Genomic DNA, 19,322 nt, shown 5'->3' on the forward strand with positions numbered 1-19,322 from the left:
TCTTTTCTGAGAAGGGTTTTGATTATATATCAATACACTTCTCAATTCATATTAGAATAATAATGACGTAGAAGAGGATAATATTTATTGATTGCCTGCGCATGGAAAAATGTTTGGTTTAGATGATACAATTTAGAGACACGTTGGCTGGATCAGTTTTAATCTTAAGTTCTCCTTTTTCTTCGATGTACCACGCTAGTACATCTCCAATTTTAGAACATGGACTTGCTTCTTTATCTGCACTGAGATCTTGTGTCACAACATCATTGGCCAGTGCCCATTTAATCCCATTCTTTATCATGTCGGCTTCTTGAAATAGACCAAAATGCTCATACATCATTGCTACAGATAGTATGGCAGCCATAGGATTTGCAATGTCCAGGCCTTGCGCTTGTGGATAAGAGCCATGAATGGGTTCAAACAAGGCAACTTTCTTTCCAACTGAAGCAGAAGGAAGCATACCTAAAGATCCCGTGATAACACTCGCAAGGTCTGAAATGATATCTCCGAACATATTTTCAGTAAGTATTACATCGAATTGGCCTGGGTTGAGAACAATTTGCATAGCGGCATTGTCCACAAACAAATAATCGACTTCAACGTCCGGATATTCCTGGCTAATCTCTTGGATAACTCTCCTCCAGAGTCTTGAGGTTTCGAGGACATTGGCTTTATCAACAAGGGTTAACTTTTTTCTCCTGGCAGCAGCAGCTTCAAAGGCCTGATATGCAATTCTGCTAATTTCTTTGTCTGAATACTCACAGAGATCTGATGCAATTGTCTTATCCTCAGACAACTGCTTCTCCCCGAAATAGATACCACCTGTAAGCTCTCGATAGATTACAAAATCAACATCTTTCAGCAAGGTGTTTTTAAGAGGTGAAACATTGAAAAGCAGATCATAGGTACTAATTGGACGAATGTTTGAAAATAATTCCAGAGATTTCCTCAACTTCAATAGCCCTTGTTCGGGGCGAATAGGAAGATTCGGATTATTGTCATATTTTGGATCGCCAATGGCTCCAAGAAATATGGCATCACTGGATAGGCACTCTTTAAGAGTTTCGTCAGTCAGTGGGGTTCCATGCTTATCAATACTAATTGCACCAAAATCAGCTTCTTTTAATTCGAATTTATGATCAAATGATTGATTGATTGCATTGATTACTTTCAATCCTTGATCTACAACTTCAGGTCCAATGCCGTCTCCGGGCAATATTGTTATTTTCTTCTTCATGAGCTTAAACAGGAATGCTTCTTTGATTTTCGTAGGCTTGTATTTCAGGCCTGAGATTGATTAAGAATTCTGTTTCATCCATTCCTTGCATCAAGCATTGTTTTTTGAATGGGTGAATGTCAAAAGTTTGTCTGAGGTTAATATCATCGCACGATACCTCCTGACTTTCCAGGTCAATTTCTATCGTCACATTGGCGGAATCCAATGACTTCTGCATCAGCTGATCTACGGAGGTCTTATCTAACTCAATTGGCAGAATGCCATTGTTATAGGCATTTCCTTTAAAAATATCAGCAAACTGGGTAGATATGATTGCTTTAATGCCATAATCGGCCACAGCCCATGCAGCATGTTCACGACTTGAGCCACAACCAAAATTGTTACCGGCGATTAAGATTTGTGCTGAGGATCTTTCAGGCTGGTTTAGAATAAATTCTGGATTAGAATCTCCATTGTCCAAATATCTCCAGCTGTAGAATAGATTTTTACCATAGCCTAGCTTATCCACTTGTTTCAAAAACTTAGCAGGTATTATCTGATCTGTATCGATATTACTGATAGGTAGCGGTATGGCTTTTGAGCTAATTTGCATCGAGAAATATGGTTGGGTCCGTGATTTTTCCAGTTAAGGCCGAAGCAGCTGCAGTCAACGGACTTGCCAATACAGTGCGAGCACCATCTCCTTGTCTTCCTTCAAAATTTCTATTAGAGGTTGAAACACATAATGAACCCGAAGGAATTTTGTCGTCGTTCATTGCCAAACAAGCTGAGCAACCAGGCTCACGAAATTCGAATCCACTATCTCGAAATATTTGATCAAGATTCTCTTCTATTGCCTGAGAGCGTACTTTCATTGATCCAGGAACTACCCATGCATTTACGCTATCTGCTTTTTTCTTGCCTCGAATGAGGTTGGCAACTGCTCTAAGATCTTCAATTCGTCCATTTGTACAGCTGCCTATAAATACATAGTCAACCGCTTGGTCTGCTACATTTTCATCGGAGCTGAATTGCATGTATTTCAAGGATTTTTCCGATAGGTGAGGAGCAGCTCCAATTCGTTCATTTAACCTAATACCCGTATCGGGAGCCGTTCCTGTAGTCACCATCGGAAAAATATTTTCTGCACTATAGGTCACAGATTTATCAAATTTTGCGTCTGGATCTGTATTTAATGATGTCCACCAGGATATCTTTTCCTCACTTATTTCTTTTCGTTCTAAAACGTAATCGATTGTGGTTTGATCAACTCCAATGAGGCCGCCACGGGCACCCATTTCAATGCTCATGTTACAAACCGTCATTCGCTCTTCCATAGACATTTTTTCAAATACATCGCCAGTATATTCTGCAAAGTGTCCTGTTGCACCTTCTGTACCCAACTTAGATATGATGTACAGGATTACATCCTTAGAAGTAGATCCGAATGGCAGTGTTCCATTTACTTCAATTTTCATCGTCTTAGGTTTGCTAAGTACCAGGCTTTGAGAAGCCAAAACTTGTTCAACCTGAGAGGTGCCAATACCAAAAGCGATCGTTCCAAAAGCTCCGTGTGTTGACGTATGGCTGTCTCCACAAACAATCGTCATACCCGGTTGTGTAATTCCTAAATCTGGTCCTATGATGTGAACAATCCCTTGATTTTCATGACCAATCCCGAACAGTTCAATTCCAAATTCTTCACAATTTGTTTTCAAAGAAGCTACTTGAGTTGCTGAGAGCGGATCTCTAATAGGCTTTGATTGATTAACTGTTGGTACGTTGTGATCTGCAGTTGCTACACATCTATTAGGCATTAACACTTTTATGTCACGGTTTCTTAGACCATCGAAGGCTTGTGGGCTTGTGACTTCATGTAAAAAATGCTGATCAATGAAGAGCACATCTAAACCATCAGCGATATTTTTCACCACATGGAAATCCCATACTTTATCAAATAGTGTCTTTCCCATCAGGCATATACCTTTACTTTTTTTAAAATATCATGCAGATGCGATTCCTCAATGCATCGGACATTATCAGCTACTTCAAGGAAGTTTTTGTATGCTGCCTTTAAAGCCTCTTTGTCAAGCTCATACCCAAGTTTTTTTGCGTGAAAATTTAATGCTGCTTTTCCGCTCCTTGCTGTGAGTATAATTTCAGAACCCGTAGCACCAACTTCTTCCGGGTCTATAATTTCGTAGGTTTCCCTGTTTTTAATTACGCCATCTTGATGAATTCCAGATGAGTGGGCAAAAGCATTTGCTCCTACTATTGCCTTATTTGGCTGAACTGGCATGTTCATCATTTCTGATACTGTGGTGCTTATCGGAATTATTTTCTTGGTATCAATATTATGAGATACTGGAATATGCTTGTGCTGGTTGATAATCATTACTACCTCTTCCAAAGAAGTATTTCCGGCCCGCTCACCTATGCCATTAATTGTGCACTCTACTTGTCTTGCACCTGCCAATACTCCAGCAATAGAATTTGCAGTTGCTAAGCCTAGATCGTTATGGCAATGAGTTGATATTATCGCCTTATCAATGTTTGGCACATTGTTTACAAGGAAGCTTATTTTTTCTCCAAATTGCTCAGGCAGGCAATATCCTGTTGTATCCGGTATATTGATTATTGTCGCTCCAGCACTAATAGCGGCCTCAACTATTCTGGCTAAAAATTCATTGTCTGTTCTTCCAGCATCTTCAGCGTAGAACTCTACCTCTGCCACTTTGTTTCTTGCGTATTTGACAGCATGTGTTGCACGTGCTAAAATTTCATCCTGGGTAGCATTCAGTTTGTATTTTATATGTGAGTCTGAGGTGCCAATTCCTGTGTGTATTCTTCCCATTGCTGCAGATTTCAAAGCTTCAGCTGCCACATCTATATCTTCTTCAACAGCTCTGGATAAACCACAGATTGTTGTATTTCTAATGTGCTTTGAAATAAGTGAAACTGACCTGAAATCTTCAGGACTTGAAATTGGAAAACCTGCTTCAATAACATCAACTCCAAGACTCTCTAGTCCAAAGGCAATCTCAAGCTTTTCATCGCTTTTTAATTGACACCCTGGCACCTGTTCTCCATCTCTGAGGGTAGTATCAAATACAAAAAGTTTGTCCATATTCGTCAATCACATTTTTATTTGTGATAGACAAAAGTGAGGTTTAGAGATAAGAGCTTGAAATCTATATTTTTTTTTATTCACTAGTTCAATCTCACTTCTTCTTTTGTAAGTAATTAATTATCAGGCTATTAAAATTTACTAGAAACACTTGTCCAAACAGCTTTCATATCAACTTTATCACCTGATCAAAAGGTTAACTAAAGCCGAAAAGAGACACTTCAAGCTTTATGTCAAGAGAAATAGTTCGGAGAAAGAGCCCATTATTGTGAAAATGTTTGATGCTTTTGACAGACAGAATGAGTTTGATGAAGAAAAAATAAGCAAGGTATTTTCTGATTTAAAACCTAATACACTTTCTAACCATCGAGCACACTTGTATGAGCAGCTCTTGTCGAGTATTCGACTATTGCACAACCATGATCCAAGCATTCGAATTAAAGAGCTAATAAGCTATGCAGATGTGTTGCACAATAAGGGACTTTACGAGCAAAGTTTAATACAGCTTTCTAGGGCAAAGCAACTTGCAAGTAAAAACAAGATGGATATTCTTAAGCTTGAAATAATTGAGCTTGAAAAGAAGATTGAGACAAGGTATGTAACAGGAAGCACACCTGATCGAGCCATCGAGTTGACTAAAGAATCACAGGAGCTCAGGCATCAATTCTATTTCAGTGGTTCATGGTCTGATTTAGCTCTCAAGCTATATGACTACTATCTAAAATTTGGCCCTGTCAAAGGCAAAGAGCAACAAGAGCAAGTCACTTCACTGTTTATTGAAAATGCTCCAATGCAAGAGAATGCACTAGGCGGGGACACTATTTTTTATTATCAAAGCTATGTTTGGTATTATCATATCATTCAGAACTTTCCACTATGCTACAAGTACGCTAAACTCTGGTGCAATCTATTTGATCAAAATAAAATACTGCTTGAAGACGAGCCTGAGATGTATATTAGGGGGTATCATAATGTGCTTTCTTCCTTGTTCTTTTGCGATGATGTGAAAAGATTTCGTGAAGAGCTGCGTAGGCTTGAGGTGTTTGTTGATTTGAGGAAAGATTCATTTAATGAAAATCAATTGATTCAAGCTTTCACATACCTAGAAACGGGAAAGTTGAATCTATTTTTTTTAGAAGGGAAATTTACAGAGGGAGCCAAGTATTGTGATGTATTTGAAAACAAGCTCAAAGCCTATGAATCTAGAATTGATATTCACAGAAAAATGGTTTTTCAATACAAGATGGCAAGCCTAAAATTTGGGAGTGGTGATTTTCACGGATCATTAAAGCATCTAAATATCATCGTCAATAATCCAGTATCCACGCTTAAAGAAGACATTCAATCTTACGCTCGTTTTTTAAGTCTTATTGTCCACTATGAGTTGGGCAATGATGATCTTGTTTACTTTCAGATTAAATCTACCTACCGCTTCATGCTTAAGTTGAAAGATTTTCAGAAAGTACATGCCGCAATTTTCAAGTTTTTGAGAAAATCAATTTACATGGATAGAAAATCTTTGATACCGTACTTCAAGGAGTTGCGGGAGGAATTACTTGTAGTAATACAGGATAAATTTGAAAGAAGACCTATGCTTTACCTTGATCTTGTATCATGGCTGGAAAGCAAAATTTACGACAGACCTGTCGAAGAAGTGATTAGAAGTAAAAAGATTGATAAAGGGGCATAAAAAAAGCCAAGGCATAATTATCCTTGGCTCGTCAGGTCTTGCTGGTTGAAAAGACCCTTGATTTTATATTGACATTGCGATAATCGCAAGGTAAGCAAGTGCTAGCGATGCAATCCTTACTAAAGTTCCAGTTTTCACAAACTTTCTAGTTAGGATGGCTGGATCGATATAGTTCACCTGTTTTTCCATTGTTTTTCTTGTAAAAGTCAATATTTCCTATGGTTTTTCTTTTTAGGAGTAACTCCTAGATATGAATAAGCATTATGCCTACTTATATTGATGTTCTATCACATAAAAAAAGCCACTTCAATTAAGAGGTGGCTTTTCAAATTATTTAATACTATTTGGTTATTATCCGATAGATACTCTTTTAAATTCTGCTACTGTAAGTCCTTTAGATATAGAATCAAGGTATTGAGAAACAGATTGAGAGCTGTCTTTCACAAATGACTGGCTAAGCAAAGTGTTCTCTTTGTAGAATTTGTTAAGCTTACCCATCGAAATTTTCTCGATGATGTTTTCTGGCTTACCTTCAGCTTTAGCCTGCTCTTTACCAATCTCTATTTCTTTCTCAACTACGGCCGGATCTACACCATCCTTATCAACAGCTACAGGATTCATTGCGGCAATCTGCATCGCTACGTCCTTTCCAGCATCTTCAACGCTTGTTCCATTGGTATTTGCAAGAGATACCATAACTCCTAGTTTTCCATTGGAGTGGATATATGGAACAACAGCCTCACCAGTCACAACTTCGAATGCTTTAACCTCTAATTTTTCACCGATCTTACCTGTAAGTTCTACGATCTTTTCGCCTACGGTAAGGTCTCCAAGCTTCATTCCGTTAAGCGCTTCAATATTTGCAGGCTTTTCAGCAAAAGCAAGCTCAGCGATTTGATTTCCAAGCTGAACAAATTCATCATTCTTAGCTACAAAATCAGTCTCGCATGTGAATGCAATAAGAGCCCCTTCCGTTCCTGCATCGTTCGTTTTTGCGAAAACAACACCTTCTGAAGTTTCTCTGTCAGCTCTTGAAGCAGATACTTTTTGGCCTTTCTTTCTCAAAAGCTCTACCGCCTTATCAAAATCACCCTCTGCTTCTGTAAGCGCCTTTTTGCAATCCATCATGCCGGCACCCGTCATTTGCCTTAATTTGTTTACGTCTTGTGCTGTAATAGCCATTTTATTTCTTGATTTTTAATTTTCTACAAACAAAAATTGAACACCGATAATATCAATGTTCAATCTTTATATTAAGATTCTATGGTCGTTAAATTTATTCTGCTACTTCTGACTTTTCGTCAGCCGCTTTCTTAGCAGCCTGCTCTTCAGTTTGAGCTTGATCTTCTTTATCTTTCTTGCGCTCGGCTAATCCTTCCTCCAAAGATTTACCGATGTAATTCGTAATCAATTTGATTGATTTGAATGCATCGTCATTGCCAGGGATAGGGTAGTCGATTTTTGAAGGGTCAGAGTTTGTATCCACAATTCCAAAAACAGGAATGTTTAATTTCTGAGCTTCAGCGATTGCGATGTGCTCACGCTTTATATCTACTACGAATAGAGCAGCAGGAAGTCTATTTAGGTCAGAAATTCCGCCCAATACTTTTTCTAACTTGTCCTTCGCACGGCTAACCATCAATCGCTCACGCTTCGCCATGTTTTGGTATGCTTCTTCTTTCATCAACTTCTCCATACCGGCCATTTTCTTCAATGACTTTCTGATGGTTGCGAAATTGGTCAGCATTCCACCTTGCCACCTTTCAGTGACATATGGCATGTTCAATCGCTGTGCTTCTTGCTCCACAACTTCTTTCGCTTGCTTTTTGGTAGCAACGAACATCACTTTTCTTCCTGATCTTACAACGGCTTTCATTGCCTCTGTAGCATCATCAAGACAAGCCAGCGTTTTGTGAAGGTCGATAATGTGGATGCCATTTTTCTCCATGAATATGTAAGGAGCCATGGCTGGGTTCCACTTTCTGGTAAGGTGTCCAAAGTGTACACCTGCATCCAATAGATCTTTATGTTCTAGTTTTTGCATCTCAAATTATCGTTTACTGAACTGGAATCTTCTTCTTGCTTTTCTTCGACCTGGCTTCTTACGTTCCACCATTCTTGAGTCTCTGGTTAAGAAACCTTCAGACTTAAGTGGACTTCTGAACTCTGCATCTACTTCAGTGAGCGCGCGAGAAATTGCCAGTCTAACTGCTTCAGCTTGTCCGGCAGGGCCACCACCGGTCACATTCACATTAATGTCGAAATTTCCGTCTTGCTCCACCTTTACTAATGGTTGCTTGACGATTGTTTGAAGAATTTCGGAAGGGAAGTAAACGTTAAGTTCTTTATCGTTTACGGTTATTGCACCTTTCCCACTCGTCATATAAATACGAGCTACTGAGGTCTTTCGCCTTCCTATGGTATTGATTCTATCCATTCAGGTTTATAGTTTAACTTCTTTTGGTTTTTGAGCTGCATGTGGATGCTCTGCACCCTCATATACGTATAAATTTTTAAAAAGCTGTCTTCCAAGTCTGTTGATCGGAAGCATACCTTTTACTGCTTTTTCTACTAAAATAGTTGAGGACTTAGCCTTAATACTATTAGGAGTTTCAATTCGCTGACCACCAGGATATCCCGTGTGACGCACATATTGCTTATCGCTCCATTTGTTTCCGGTCAATCTGATTTTATCAGCATTGATCACAATTACGTTATCTCCACAATCTACATGTGGTGTATACGATGGCTTGTGTTTGCCACGTATCATTTTAGCAACTTCACTTGCCATTCTTCCAAGTATCTGAGAATCAGCGTCTACGATGACCCAATTCTTTTCTACAGTTGCACTGTTTAATGATACAGTTTTAAAGCTATTAGTATCCAATTTTATATTGATTTTATAATGTCAAAATCTATCCCCTTGAAAAAGGGACACAAAAATAGAAGTTTCATTTTAGAAAACAAACTGAAGACTCTAATTAAATTTTCTTAAGAGCTTGATTAGCACCGAGAAATCTTTTGGATATTCAGCTTCAGCCTCAACCACCTTGCCTGATAAGTCTTTAAAGGCGATCTGATGAGAATGCAAAGCTACTCTATTAATTATGGGATTTTCCTCTTCCCACTTTTTATAATTATAATTTCTTTTCAGCTCCGAGAGTAGCGCAGGCTTTCCACCATATCCAGGGTCATTTATAAGAGGCGCTTCATGATACGCCAGATGAGCTCTTATCTGATGCATGCGGCCTGTTACAGGAAAACATTTAACTAAAGAATGTTTTTTAAATAACTCTAGTGTACTCACAAGTGTGAATGCAGGTTTGCCAGCCCGAAAGTCAACTCGGGATTTTGTTGAGGTTGTATGCAGCGGCTCATCAGCTTCAAAGTCCTCAAACTTGTGTAACCCATGAATGACCGCATGATAGACTTTTTTGACTTCTCGGTTTTCTAACTGCATGGCGAAGCTTCTGTAGGCTTCAGGGTTTTTAGCAAATACAAGGATTCCTGAGGTTTCCTTATCTAAACGATGGCAAATTTGATATTCTTCATCAACCTCTTTAGCCAGACTAAGTAGATTTTTGCTTTCTGCGCGATCATCAAGACTTGCAATAAATGGAGGTTTATTGATTACACTATAATCATCGGTTTCTAAGATGATCAGATCTTTAAATGAAATCTTTTTAAGTTTTTTATGCATAATCTTCTTCCTCTTCCAAGCCTTCCTCTACCTTATCAATGAATGTGGCTTTATTGAGATCGAAATAAAATTGCGAGCCAACTTTATATTCACTCTCAACCATTATTTCAGAATTGTGACTTTCAAGGATGTGTTTTACGATTGAAAGTCCCAATCCGGTACCCCCTTTTTCTCTGGATCTACTTTTATCTACCCGATAAAAGCGCTCGAAAATACGAGAAATATCCGATTCGGGAATTCCACGACCATTATCGCTAACAGTTATGCGAATTTTGCTGCCTTCAATTTCCTTGAAACTGATTTTTGCCAGCCCATCTTTCTTTGTGTATTTGATTGCGTTTGAAATAAGGTTCAACATGACCTGATATATTCTTCGGTAATCACCACGTACAATGATGGGCTCTTTATATTTCTTAGACATCTTTAGCTCCACACCTTTTTTCTCCGCTTTATCTTCAAGCTGATCTAAAATTTCCCGACACATGCCTCTCATATCAAAATTTTCGAAATGCATCTTTATTTCTCCTGACTCGATTTGAGATATGGTCAATATATCCTGTACAAGAAGGTCGAGCGCATCCAGGCTTCTTGCTGCCTTCTTGAGAAATTTTTTACGTACTTCTTTATCATTTATTGCACCATCAAGCAAGGTGTGAACAAACCCTTGTGCCGAGAATATGGGAGTTTTTAATTCATGAGATACGTCTGCTATAAACTCTCTTCTGAAATTTTCTCTTTCTTTCAGTTCTTCAATTTCTTTTTCCTTACTCAGCGCGAAATTTGAAATCTCTTTATTGATTCGTTTAAGGGGATTGACAGATGAAAATCTTCCTTTCAGCATGATTTCACTATCCCGGATTCGTTTGAGGGAGTCGTAAATTGTTTCGATTTGACGGAAAAACAGAAACTCAAGCACGAGTCTTACTAAGATGTAGGATGAGGAGAATGATAGTAAGAAGGCAATGACAATTGCCGTCTTGGTAATACTTGGCACCAGGTAAAGGAACGCAGTGGTGATTGCACCGATACAAAATGCAAGTAATAGCGCTATGGCTCGAGAGTTAAATTGCATGATAGCTAATTGTAATTAATTAGCGTCGTACTTGTAACCGACACCTTTCACCGTAGTTATGTGATCGTTTCCAATCTTTTCTCTCACTTTCCTGATATGAACGTCAACTGTCCGCGCAAGCACATAAACGTCGGTACCCCAAATGTTTTGAAGTAGCTCATCTCTGCTAAAAACCTTCCCGGGATGTTGTGCTAAGAAATAGAGTAGTTCAAATTCTTTTTTCGGCAATGAAATTTTTTCCTCCCCATTTTTAACGGTGTAACTGGTTCTATCAACTGTTAAATCGCCAATCGTGATGGTGTTAGACTCTTTCTTTTTCTTCGATTCTCTTCTGAATAGCGCATTAATTCGGCTAACAAGCGCTCTGGGCTTAATCGGTTTAGTGATGTAGTCATCCGCCCCCATATCGAATGCAGCCACTTCAGAGTATTCCTCTGATCGTGCGGTAAGAAAAATAACGAAAGTATTAGCCATTTCGGGTAGCTCCCGGATCTGTCGACAGGTCTCAACTCCATCCTGTTTTGGCATCATGATATCTAAAAGGATCAGATCAGGTACAAAACTTTTGGCAACCTCTACTCCCTTTATACCATCACTGGCAGTCTTTACCTCATAACCCTCTTTGCTTAAATTATATTTCAGCAATTCAAGGATGTCTGCTTCGTCATCTACAATAAGAACTTTTTGATTGTTTTTTGCCATTTTCAGAGGGTTGAATCGATAACGTTCTCTTAATCTTCTAGTTTATAAATATGATAATGCTATGCATTACCCTGTCAAATAATCCCTTTTAACTCAATTGATTCAACATTATTCAAAATTACTCAGAAATCAACGCTAAGTGAAAAAAGTAACAATTTGGTAAAACTTTAATTAAATCTACAACATCTATTGGATAGTGGTTTGTACGCCAAATGATATTAGGAGCATTTATAAATTTTTAATTAATTTAGGAATCAATTACTCTGCATGCATACTAAATATTTGCTGAGTAATTTGTTTTATTTTCAACTTAACCTAACCCTAATGAAGTACACAAAAATCAGCTTGGTACTGCTGGCTGCCTTATTGCTAGCATGTAATGATGAAACCAACATTACACCTGAATTTCAACAACCAGATCCAATCGCAAAATCTAAAATTGATGAAACCATTATCGGCTCACTACAGAATAATGATGAATTTAATTGGGGATCAGTATCTGATGAAATGATATGGAGTGCACTTATTCATAGTGACTCAGTATTGACTATCGGATACCAACCGGCAAATGAATCTAACATTAATGGAAGAATCTCGGAAATTGATATTGCACAAGAAGCCTGGATAGCGGTTTCAGAAAGTATAGTGGATGAGACCATATCCATCATGCAAAATGCTGATGAGTCCATTCAGGAGCAAGACCTGAATGTTCAAAAACATCAGGTTCTACCGTTTATAGATATGAAAGTAAGTAGTCTGGAGGTGGTCAGGTATCTGAGATCTTTGGAAACAGTCAGATATGTAGAACCACTGGGATATGAAGTAGATTTTCCCGCAGCAGACGGGGGAAGAATAGAAAGTAATTCGGGGTGCAGTAACGATCCTGATTACAGCATTCCATCAAGTGATTATACCAACATAAGTCCTGGAGCTAAAGCGTCGTGGCATCTTTATGCAAACAATGTGGTGAACGCCTGGAACTCCAGTACAGGGCAAGGAATTGGTATTGGTTTGATTGATACTGGTATCTCACCAAACCAGGATAACCTAAACAGTAATTTCAACTCCGGATATTCAAACGGAAGATATGTGAATAAGTACGGCTTTTATGTAAGCTCCTGGTGGTGGTGGGCCAGCCCGGATGGTCCGAATGATGATTGTGGACATGGCACTGCGATGGCAGGGGTGATGGCAGCTCCAAGAAGTAATGATGGTTCTTCAGTAGGGGTCGCGTACAATGCAAATCTGGTATCTGTCAGAGGGACTGGTGATGTGGTGATTAATGGTGGAAAAGAAAAAACAGGGGTGGCAGATGCCCTGGTTTATCTTGGAAAAAGAAGTGATGTGAAAATTATCAGCATGTCCATTGGGGATGTTTTTTCGAATTCCAAAGTGGCAGATGCTATTCGCTATGCTTATGGGCGGGGCAAATTGATATTCGCTGCTGCAGGTACCTCAACCTCATGGACTAATTGGTTTGGTGTAATCTTCCCTGCATCCATGAATGAAACAGTAGCAGTGACAGGAATTAAAGAAAGCGGATACACACGATGTGATATTTGTCATTCCGGTAGCAAAGTAGATTTCACTGTTATCATGGAAAGAAATGGCACGGAAAATCACCCATTATCTCTGGCAATGAGGGGAAATCAGCCATCAACAGTTGGAGGCTCCTCGGTGGCTACAGCTACAGCCGCTGGAATCGCCGCGCTGGTCTGGGCTAAAAACCCAAATATGAGCCGAGATCAGGTCCTAAATAAAATGAAACAAACAGCGGATTTGTATCCAGGCAGGAGCTCTTCATTTGGATGGGGAACTTTGGATGCTGCAGCTGCAGTGAATCATTAAAGATTATTAATTCTCACTCACCAAAAAGCGTCAGGGTACTGCCTTGGCGTTTTTTTATTTATGATAACTTATCATTCCTTTAATGAATAACTCCATATCTGCTTGATATTTGCTGGTAAGAATTTCCTCGAGCGAATCTTTTGAAGAATAATATCTTAAATAAGACATAAAGTACGCATTGTTTGGGCTGGCTTTGCTAAAGGCACTGTAATACCTGGAGTTGTGAAAGTGCAGCGTATCTATTGAGCTGGTAATCTGATCAATCATCAGGTGTTTTTGAATTGCCTTAATTGAGTCCGGAAGATCCACAATTGACTGATAGAGCGAATCCAACTTACCCGTCCCCAGCAGCATTTGATTTCTAAATGTTCGGCTGTCCTCTTCTGCAAGTATATAATCAAAATAAGGTTCAGAGTTCTTCCCATATTTCTGGGTTAGAAATAAAATTGCTCCCTTTTCACCGATGAATGATGCCAGATTTTCATTGAACTCAATGTCATTTTTCACAAAAAGCGTTGAATGCGTTAGCTCATGAATAATGAGTTCTGCCAGAGCTCCTTCTTCACGCGCTAGCATATTAGAAAGGATTGGGTCTGTTGTCCAGCCAAGTGTTGACCAGCCGTTGACTGGTCGAATCCGTGCATCATATCCAGCCTGTTGTAGTTGCCCCATTTCACTTTTCGCGCTTTCAAGGTCAAAAAATCCTTTATATGGAAAAGATCCTAAAAGAGGAAAAGACCAGAGCTTCGGCTCAAATGAAAATTCCTGACATGCGGATAAATTCCATAAAGCAACCTCTCCTTTTTGATCATAGAAAGTGGTGTAATTATCTGAGTGCTTTAGCCCGAGTTGATCGAAGGAAAAGACCCTGGCTTCTTCTATGATCTTTATTTTCTGCTTTACACTGTCAGCAATGGTTGAATCATTGAGTAGGGATTTCACTGGTTCAGTATTGAATGTAATTGTCAATTGGCCTTTTGCTTGCTTCAATCCATAAACTACCAGACTCCAATTGGTAATAATGATTAAGCAAATAATCGCCAGAACAATCCAGATCGCTTTTCGAATCATGCTACAACTTTATTTATTGTTTATCGTAAGATACCTTGTAATACATAGTAATAACTAACCTCTATTGATATGGATTTAAAGGATCATGACAACAACCTGCGTATTATAGGTAAGATATTTATTGTGATTGGGCTAATTCTGGTACCCATCTCGTTATCTACCTTCTTTTTTGTAGATATCGTAAGTCACAGTGACTTTTGGATGGATATGAAAGATTTTGATGTGCTATTTCTCGAAATACGCCCTCCTCAAAACCTGCTTTACATGTTCCCAATCTTGCAAACTGTCTCATCAATCGTATTCTTAATTTCAGGTTATGGGTTGGCAATGCGAAAGGATTGGGGAAAGAAATTTGCAATCGTACCAGCGGTTTTGTTGTTATTTAAATTCCCAATTGGAACGGCACTAGGTGGCTATATGATCTATGCAATTCACTATATTCCAAAGCAAGACCATGTGGTTAATGGTGATTAATTAGCTTAATACTATTTTTCCTTTGATACTCTCATGGTCAGAATAAAGAAGCAGGATGACTCATTGTCCGGTTCAAAATAGTATTCATATTTTGTTCCGGTTTTCTTTGCCATGTCAATGAAGCCAAGCCCAGCTCCACCGGTATCACCAAGCTCGGAATTCATCATGGCATCCCGATACATTTGTTTTACTCCATCGGCATCAAGGGAGTTTATTTTATCTAAAATATCCCTTAGCATAACCGCATTCTTTATTTCAATATTATTCCCAGTAGTAATGAAGTATTCATTTTGGTTATGGCCAATTAGGAAAATACCTTGCTTGACTAGTCCGCTTTCCAGCGAGTTTGATTCTTCATCAGATTGACTATCTGCGTGCTTACAGATGTTTTGCAGCGATTCCATCATGACGTGGTATACTCGTTTTGTCACTTTTCGATCTTCATTTCTGACACTTAGATCTTCGGAGATCATATCTGTCACACCTTCAATGGTGGCTTGGGTCACATTACCATGATACACTACATTAATATCCGATTCAGTCATCAATTTTTTGAATGTGATGATCGTTTTCAGGTGCTTCAGTTGACCATAGATCATTTCATAGCCGGAGTTATCCATAAAAGGGGGCTTAGTTAAAATGACAATATAATTTAGAATTCATCCAGTAAAAAGCACTCTTTGTCTTTTATAGCCAAAACCATTTCAAGGGGTGAAAATTTTTACTAATATTTTTAGTTAAATTCATTTTTCTTCGAATTGAAAGAACTATTTTTGTCTGATTTCAAAAAAATAGACAACTCCATATGGCTGACGCACAAGAAAAATTAAAGGCTCTGCAGATTACTATCGATAAACTAGAAAAGACCTACGGAAAAGGTACCGTTATGAAGCTCAGTGATGAGAAAGTGATGGATGTGCCAACGATTTCTACAGGTTCTTTAAGCCTGGATATGGCGCTAGGAGTGGGGGGAATACCTCGAGGTAGAATCATTGAGGTATATGGCCCGGAATCTTCTGGTAAAACAACGTTGGCCATGCACTGCATTGCTGAAGCTCAAAAAGCCGGAGGTATGGCTGCCATTATTGATGCTGAGCACGCGTTTGATAAACTTTATGCTGAGAAGCTTGGGATAGACACAGAAAATCTGCTGATCTCCCAGCCGGATAATGGAGAACAGGCGCTGGAGATAGCCGAGCATCTTATTCGCTCAGGAGCCTTGGATATTATTGTAATAGATTCGGTAGCTGCTTTGGTACCAAGAGGTGAGTTGGAAGGAGAGATGGGTGATAGTAAAATGGGGCTGCAAGCTCGTTTGATGTCGCAGGCATTAAGAAAACTAACAGGAACTATTAATAAGACGGGGTGCTCATGCATATTCATTAACCAACTGAGAGAGAAGATTGGGGTGATGTTTGGTAATCCCGAAACTACAACCGGTGGTAATGCATTAAAATTTTATGCCTCAATCAGATTGGATATCCGTAGAATTGGTCAGATCAAAGAATCGGCAGATAATGTGATGGGTAATAGAACGCGGGTGAAAGTAGTGAAGAACAAAGTTGCACCTCCATTCAAAGTGGTCGAGTTCGACATCATGTATGGACGTGGAATCAGTAAAAGCGGAGAGATAGTGGATATAGGGGTAGAGCTTGATGTTATTCAGAAATCGGGCTCATGGTTCTCCTATGATGGCAACAAGTTAGGTCAGGGAAGGGATTCAGTAAAGGCCCTGATAGAAGACAATCCAGAACTGATGGAGGAGCTGGAAAAACGTATCAAAGAAAAGTTGAACGGCTAGAAGTTCAATCCTAATCATAACAAAAAAGGGGGAGCATTTGCTCTCCCTTTTTTGTTATTAGGAATTATAATCTCGGACTTTATCCTGTGGTTCGAATGGCAATAACCGGATCTAATCGTGCGGCCATCAAGGCAGGCACAATGCCAGAAATCACTCCGATTATTCCAGCGACTCCTAAACCTAATACCACATTGCTAAATGAAAGCACCAGGTCAAGGTTGCCCAAGCTGACGAGTGAGAGAAGCCAGACAAGTAAAAGCCCTACGCCTCCTCCAATCAGGCTCAGAAAGATTGCTTCAAAGAGAAACTGAAATAGAATAAAGAAATTCTTTGCTCCGAGTGATTTTTGAATACCGATGATATTGGTCCGCTCCCGTACAGAAACAAACATGATGTTTGCAATGCCAAAACCACCAACCAGAATCGAGAATCCTCCAATGGCCCAGCCAGCGACACCAATGACGTCAAATGTTGACCCGATGATGTTCATAATGGCATCTTGTCTATTGACCGAAAAGTTGTTTTTATCCTTCGGACCTAATCCCCTTTTAGAACGCAAGAGACCAGTAATTTCAGCTTCTAATTCAACAAGACCAAAATCTGTTTCTTTTCCTTTGACACTGATACGTGGCTCAACGCCTCTATTTCGCCCCATGTAGTAGATCTTCTGAAATGATTTGAATGGAATCACCACAACCTGATCATTTCCTGTATCACCAAAAATCCCTTCCCCTTCTTCTTCAAAGACCGCAATTACTACGTATTTCAATCCTTTAATTTTTATTTCTTTGCCAATTGCGTCTCCACGCGGAAAAAGGTCATTTGCAATCTTATATCCAATCATGGCTACATTTTTTGCAGTATAGGACTCAGCAGGCGTGAAGTATCTACCTTTTTCTACATCGGCGCTCATATCGTACACCTCATTATGACTTTGGGCCACACCGACTATCGCAGCACTATTAAAACTGCTACTTTCATATTTGACAGTAGTACGCGCACTAGCAAAAATAGTAGCAGATTCTGCATTCTTGAGATTGGCATATAAGTACTCATACTCCTCATAGTTAGAATACGGTCGCTTTATATATTCCCACCATGGGATGTTGGGGCCAAATTCATAAGGAAATCTGCCTACATCTAAATTGTTTGCATCGAGAAAACTTAGGCTATCCTTAATGCTCCGTTCAAGAGAATCAACAAGCGTAAATACAGCTATGATGGCAAAAATTCCTATTGTTACACCGAGTAGTGATAAGGTCGTCCGCAGTAGATTCATTCGTAATGCGCCCCAAGCAAATCGAAAACTCTCAATGATTAATTTAAATAGTTTCACTTCGTATGTGTTATTAGCCTGTTGTTCGAATAGCGATTACAGGATCAAGTCTTGCAGCCATGAGTGCTGGCACAATTCCTGATAAAACTCCTATTATAGCCGAAATACCTAAGCCAAGAATAACATTCCCGGTCGTAAGCACTAAATCAAGACTCCCAAGGCTGGCAAAGGATATCAAATAAACAAGTATGACACCAACACCTCCTCCAATAAGACTTAAAAATACAGCCTCAAATAAGAATTGGAAAAGAATGAAATAGTTCTTTGCTCCAAGAGATTTTTGAATACCAATGATATTGGTTCGTTCACGCACAGATACAAACATAATATTGGCGATACCAAAACCGCCTACCAAAATTGCAAAGCCACCTATAATTGCTCCTGCTACGCCTATTGCATCGAAAGTGGATCCAATGAAGTTGCTAATAGCTTCCGGTCTATTAAGCGCGAAGTTGTCGTCCTCTTTTGGTTTGAGCGATCGTTTCTTTCTCATCAATCCTCTCAGTTCTGCTTCCAGTTCTACCAAGCCAACATCTGTCGTAAGACCTTTGGCCGTAATCCTTGGCTCAACACCACTTCTCCTGCCTGAGTAATAGATTTTCTGGAAGGATTTGTATGGCATGTAAATGTTATCGTCATTACTTGGTGCACCCAGAAAGCTATCTCCTTCCTCTTTGATGACTCCAATTACATAGTATTTGAGGCCTTTAATTTTTATGTCTTTCCCCAGGGCGGATGTGTTAGGGAATAATTCTTTTTCCGTCCGGTGACCAATGATCACGACATTAGTACCACCACTTGCCTCCTCTCTAGTGAAGTACCTTCCTTTTTCTATTGGAATTTCATAGACATCCTTGTGCTCATAAACGATTCCAAGTAAGGATAGGTCGGCGACACTACTACTTTCATACTTAGCCAGCACACCACCTCTAACGGTGAAAATAGAAACTGCCTGAGCATTGTTAACATTATCTTTTATGAATCTATATTCATCGAAGGTGACATAAGGCCTTCGTAAGTATGTCCACCATGGATAGGGTCCACCAAAACCATAGGGCCATTTTTCAACATTGATATTATTGGTGCCCAGAAAGTTCAAGCTGTCTTTAATGCTTTTTTCCAGCGAATCAACCGCCGTAAATACGGCAATGATTGAGAAAATCCCAACTGTTACCCCAAGTAAAGAAAGTGTGGTTCTCAATAGGTTGGTCCGTAGGGCTCCCCATGCGAATCGAAAACTCTCAATAATTAATTTGAATACTTTCACGTATGTATTTTAATTAAA

The 19,322-nt window shown here is 39.3% G+C and carries 19 protein-coding genes; 4 read left to right on the plus strand and 15 right to left on the minus strand.

The genetic code is table 11. The annotated features are described in order from the left end of the window. Positions 1-118: 118 nt before the first annotated feature. The 4 genes from leuB to ACO05G_RS01010 are packed head-to-tail and all read right to left on the minus strand — an operon-like array spanning position 119 to position 4,343. Positions 119-1,237, minus strand: a complete 1,119-nt coding sequence (gene leuB, locus ACO05G_RS00995) for a 3-isopropylmalate dehydrogenase (protein ID WP_421764290.1) — start codon at positions 1,235-1,237, stop codon at positions 119-121. Between the two features lie 4 nt (positions 1,238-1,241). Further along, entirely contained in the window at positions 1,242-1,829 is a 588-nt protein-coding gene (leuD, locus tag ACO05G_RS01000; protein WP_421764291.1) for a 3-isopropylmalate dehydratase small subunit, read from the minus strand. Beyond that, a complete protein-coding gene (gene leuC, locus ACO05G_RS01005; RefSeq protein WP_421764292.1) occupies positions 1,819-3,189 on the minus strand; it encodes a 3-isopropylmalate dehydratase large subunit in 1,371 nt (456 codons plus the stop codon). The genes leuD and leuC overlap by 11 nt, the downstream gene beginning before the upstream one ends. Further along, positions 3,189-4,343: a 2-isopropylmalate synthase gene (locus tag ACO05G_RS01010; protein ID WP_421764293.1), complete on the minus strand. Its 1,155-nt coding sequence runs from the start codon at positions 4,341-4,343 to the stop codon at positions 3,189-3,191. Before ACO05G_RS01010 ends, leuC begins: the two co-directional genes overlap by 1 nt. A 151-nt stretch (positions 4,344-4,494) precedes the next feature. Between ACO05G_RS01010 and ACO05G_RS01015 the strand changes: the two genes are divergently transcribed. Beyond that, the gene (locus ACO05G_RS01015; protein WP_421764294.1) at positions 4,495-6,033 is read left to right on the plus strand and encodes a hypothetical protein; all 1,539 of its coding nucleotides are present in this window, start codon (positions 4,495-4,497) and stop codon (positions 6,031-6,033) included. Between the two features lie 351 nt (positions 6,034-6,384). Here the strand turns inward: ACO05G_RS01015 and tsf are convergent, their stop codons facing one another. From tsf to ACO05G_RS01050, 7 genes are all read right to left on the minus strand, one after another. Continuing rightward, positions 6,385-7,215 carry a translation elongation factor Ts gene (tsf, locus tag ACO05G_RS01020; protein WP_421764295.1) on the minus strand — a complete coding sequence of 277 codons (831 nt, stop codon included), beginning with the start codon at positions 7,213-7,215 and terminating at the stop codon, positions 6,385-6,387. Positions 7,216-7,309: 94 nt separating this feature from the next. Then, positions 7,310-8,077 carry a 30S ribosomal protein S2 gene (rpsB, locus tag ACO05G_RS01025; RefSeq protein ID WP_348280204.1) on the minus strand — a complete coding sequence of 256 codons (768 nt, stop codon included), beginning with the start codon at positions 8,075-8,077 and terminating at the stop codon, positions 7,310-7,312. A 6-nt stretch (positions 8,078-8,083) separates the two neighbouring features. After that, entirely contained in the window at positions 8,084-8,470 is a 387-nt protein-coding gene (gene rpsI, locus ACO05G_RS01030) for a 30S ribosomal protein S9 (RefSeq protein ID WP_348280205.1), read from the minus strand. A gap of 6 nt (positions 8,471-8,476) precedes the next feature. Beyond that, on the minus strand, positions 8,477-8,920 hold the full coding sequence (rplM, locus tag ACO05G_RS01035) for a 50S ribosomal protein L13 (protein ID WP_348280206.1): 444 nt from the start codon (positions 8,918-8,920) through the stop codon (positions 8,477-8,479). A gap of 90 nt (positions 8,921-9,010) precedes the next feature. Next, positions 9,011-9,733 carry an RluA family pseudouridine synthase gene (locus ACO05G_RS01040; RefSeq protein WP_421764296.1) on the minus strand — a complete coding sequence of 241 codons (723 nt, stop codon included), beginning with the start codon at positions 9,731-9,733 and terminating at the stop codon, positions 9,011-9,013. Continuing rightward, positions 9,726-10,805 carry a sensor histidine kinase gene (locus ACO05G_RS01045; RefSeq protein ID WP_421764297.1) on the minus strand — a complete coding sequence of 360 codons (1,080 nt, stop codon included), beginning with the start codon at positions 10,803-10,805 and terminating at the stop codon, positions 9,726-9,728. Before ACO05G_RS01045 ends, ACO05G_RS01040 begins: the two co-directional genes overlap by 8 nt. A gap of 15 nt (positions 10,806-10,820) precedes the next feature. Continuing rightward, complete coding sequence (locus ACO05G_RS01050; protein WP_348280209.1) at positions 10,821-11,507, minus strand: response regulator transcription factor; 687 nt, start codon at positions 11,505-11,507, stop codon at positions 10,821-10,823. A 324-nt stretch (positions 11,508-11,831) separates the two neighbouring features. On the opposite strand from ACO05G_RS01050, the gene ACO05G_RS01055 reads away from it, so the two are divergent. Further along, entirely contained in the window at positions 11,832-13,355 is a 1,524-nt protein-coding gene (locus tag ACO05G_RS01055; protein ID WP_421764298.1) for a S8 family peptidase, read from the plus strand. A 54-nt stretch (positions 13,356-13,409) separates the two neighbouring features. On the opposite strand, the gene ACO05G_RS01060 is transcribed toward ACO05G_RS01055, so the two are convergent. After that, a complete protein-coding gene (locus ACO05G_RS01060; RefSeq protein ID WP_421764299.1) occupies positions 13,410-14,426 on the minus strand; it encodes an aminopeptidase in 1,017 nt (338 codons plus the stop codon). 69 nt (positions 14,427-14,495) lie between these two features. On the opposite strand from ACO05G_RS01060, the gene ACO05G_RS01065 reads away from it, so the two are divergent. Continuing rightward, positions 14,496-14,900 carry a hypothetical protein gene (locus tag ACO05G_RS01065; RefSeq protein ID WP_421764300.1) on the plus strand — a complete coding sequence of 135 codons (405 nt, stop codon included), beginning with the start codon at positions 14,496-14,498 and terminating at the stop codon, positions 14,898-14,900. 11 nt (positions 14,901-14,911) lie between these two features. Here ACO05G_RS01065 and ACO05G_RS01070 read toward each other — a convergent pair whose 3' ends face one another. Beyond that, positions 14,912-15,520: a SiaB family protein kinase gene (locus ACO05G_RS01070; protein WP_348280213.1), complete on the minus strand. Its 609-nt coding sequence runs from the start codon at positions 15,518-15,520 to the stop codon at positions 14,912-14,914. 185 nt (positions 15,521-15,705) lie between these two features. On the opposite strand from ACO05G_RS01070, the gene recA reads away from it, so the two are divergent. After that, entirely contained in the window at positions 15,706-16,701 is a 996-nt protein-coding gene (gene recA, locus ACO05G_RS01075; RefSeq protein ID WP_421764301.1) for a recombinase RecA, read from the plus strand. 79 nt (positions 16,702-16,780) lie between these two features. On the opposite strand, the gene ACO05G_RS01080 is transcribed toward recA, so the two are convergent. Next, the gene (locus ACO05G_RS01080; RefSeq protein WP_348488580.1) at positions 16,781-18,037 is read right to left on the minus strand and encodes an ABC transporter permease; all 1,257 of its coding nucleotides are present in this window, start codon (positions 18,035-18,037) and stop codon (positions 16,781-16,783) included. 13 nt (positions 18,038-18,050) lie between these two features. Beyond that, positions 18,051-19,304 carry an ABC transporter permease gene (locus ACO05G_RS01085; RefSeq protein ID WP_348280216.1) on the minus strand — a complete coding sequence of 418 codons (1,254 nt, stop codon included), beginning with the start codon at positions 19,302-19,304 and terminating at the stop codon, positions 18,051-18,053. Positions 19,305-19,322 lie beyond the last annotated feature (18 nt).

The sequence above is a fragment of the Ekhidna sp. genome (assembly GCF_965227465.1).
Lineage (GTDB): Bacteria > Bacteroidota > Bacteroidia > Cytophagales > Cyclobacteriaceae > Ekhidna.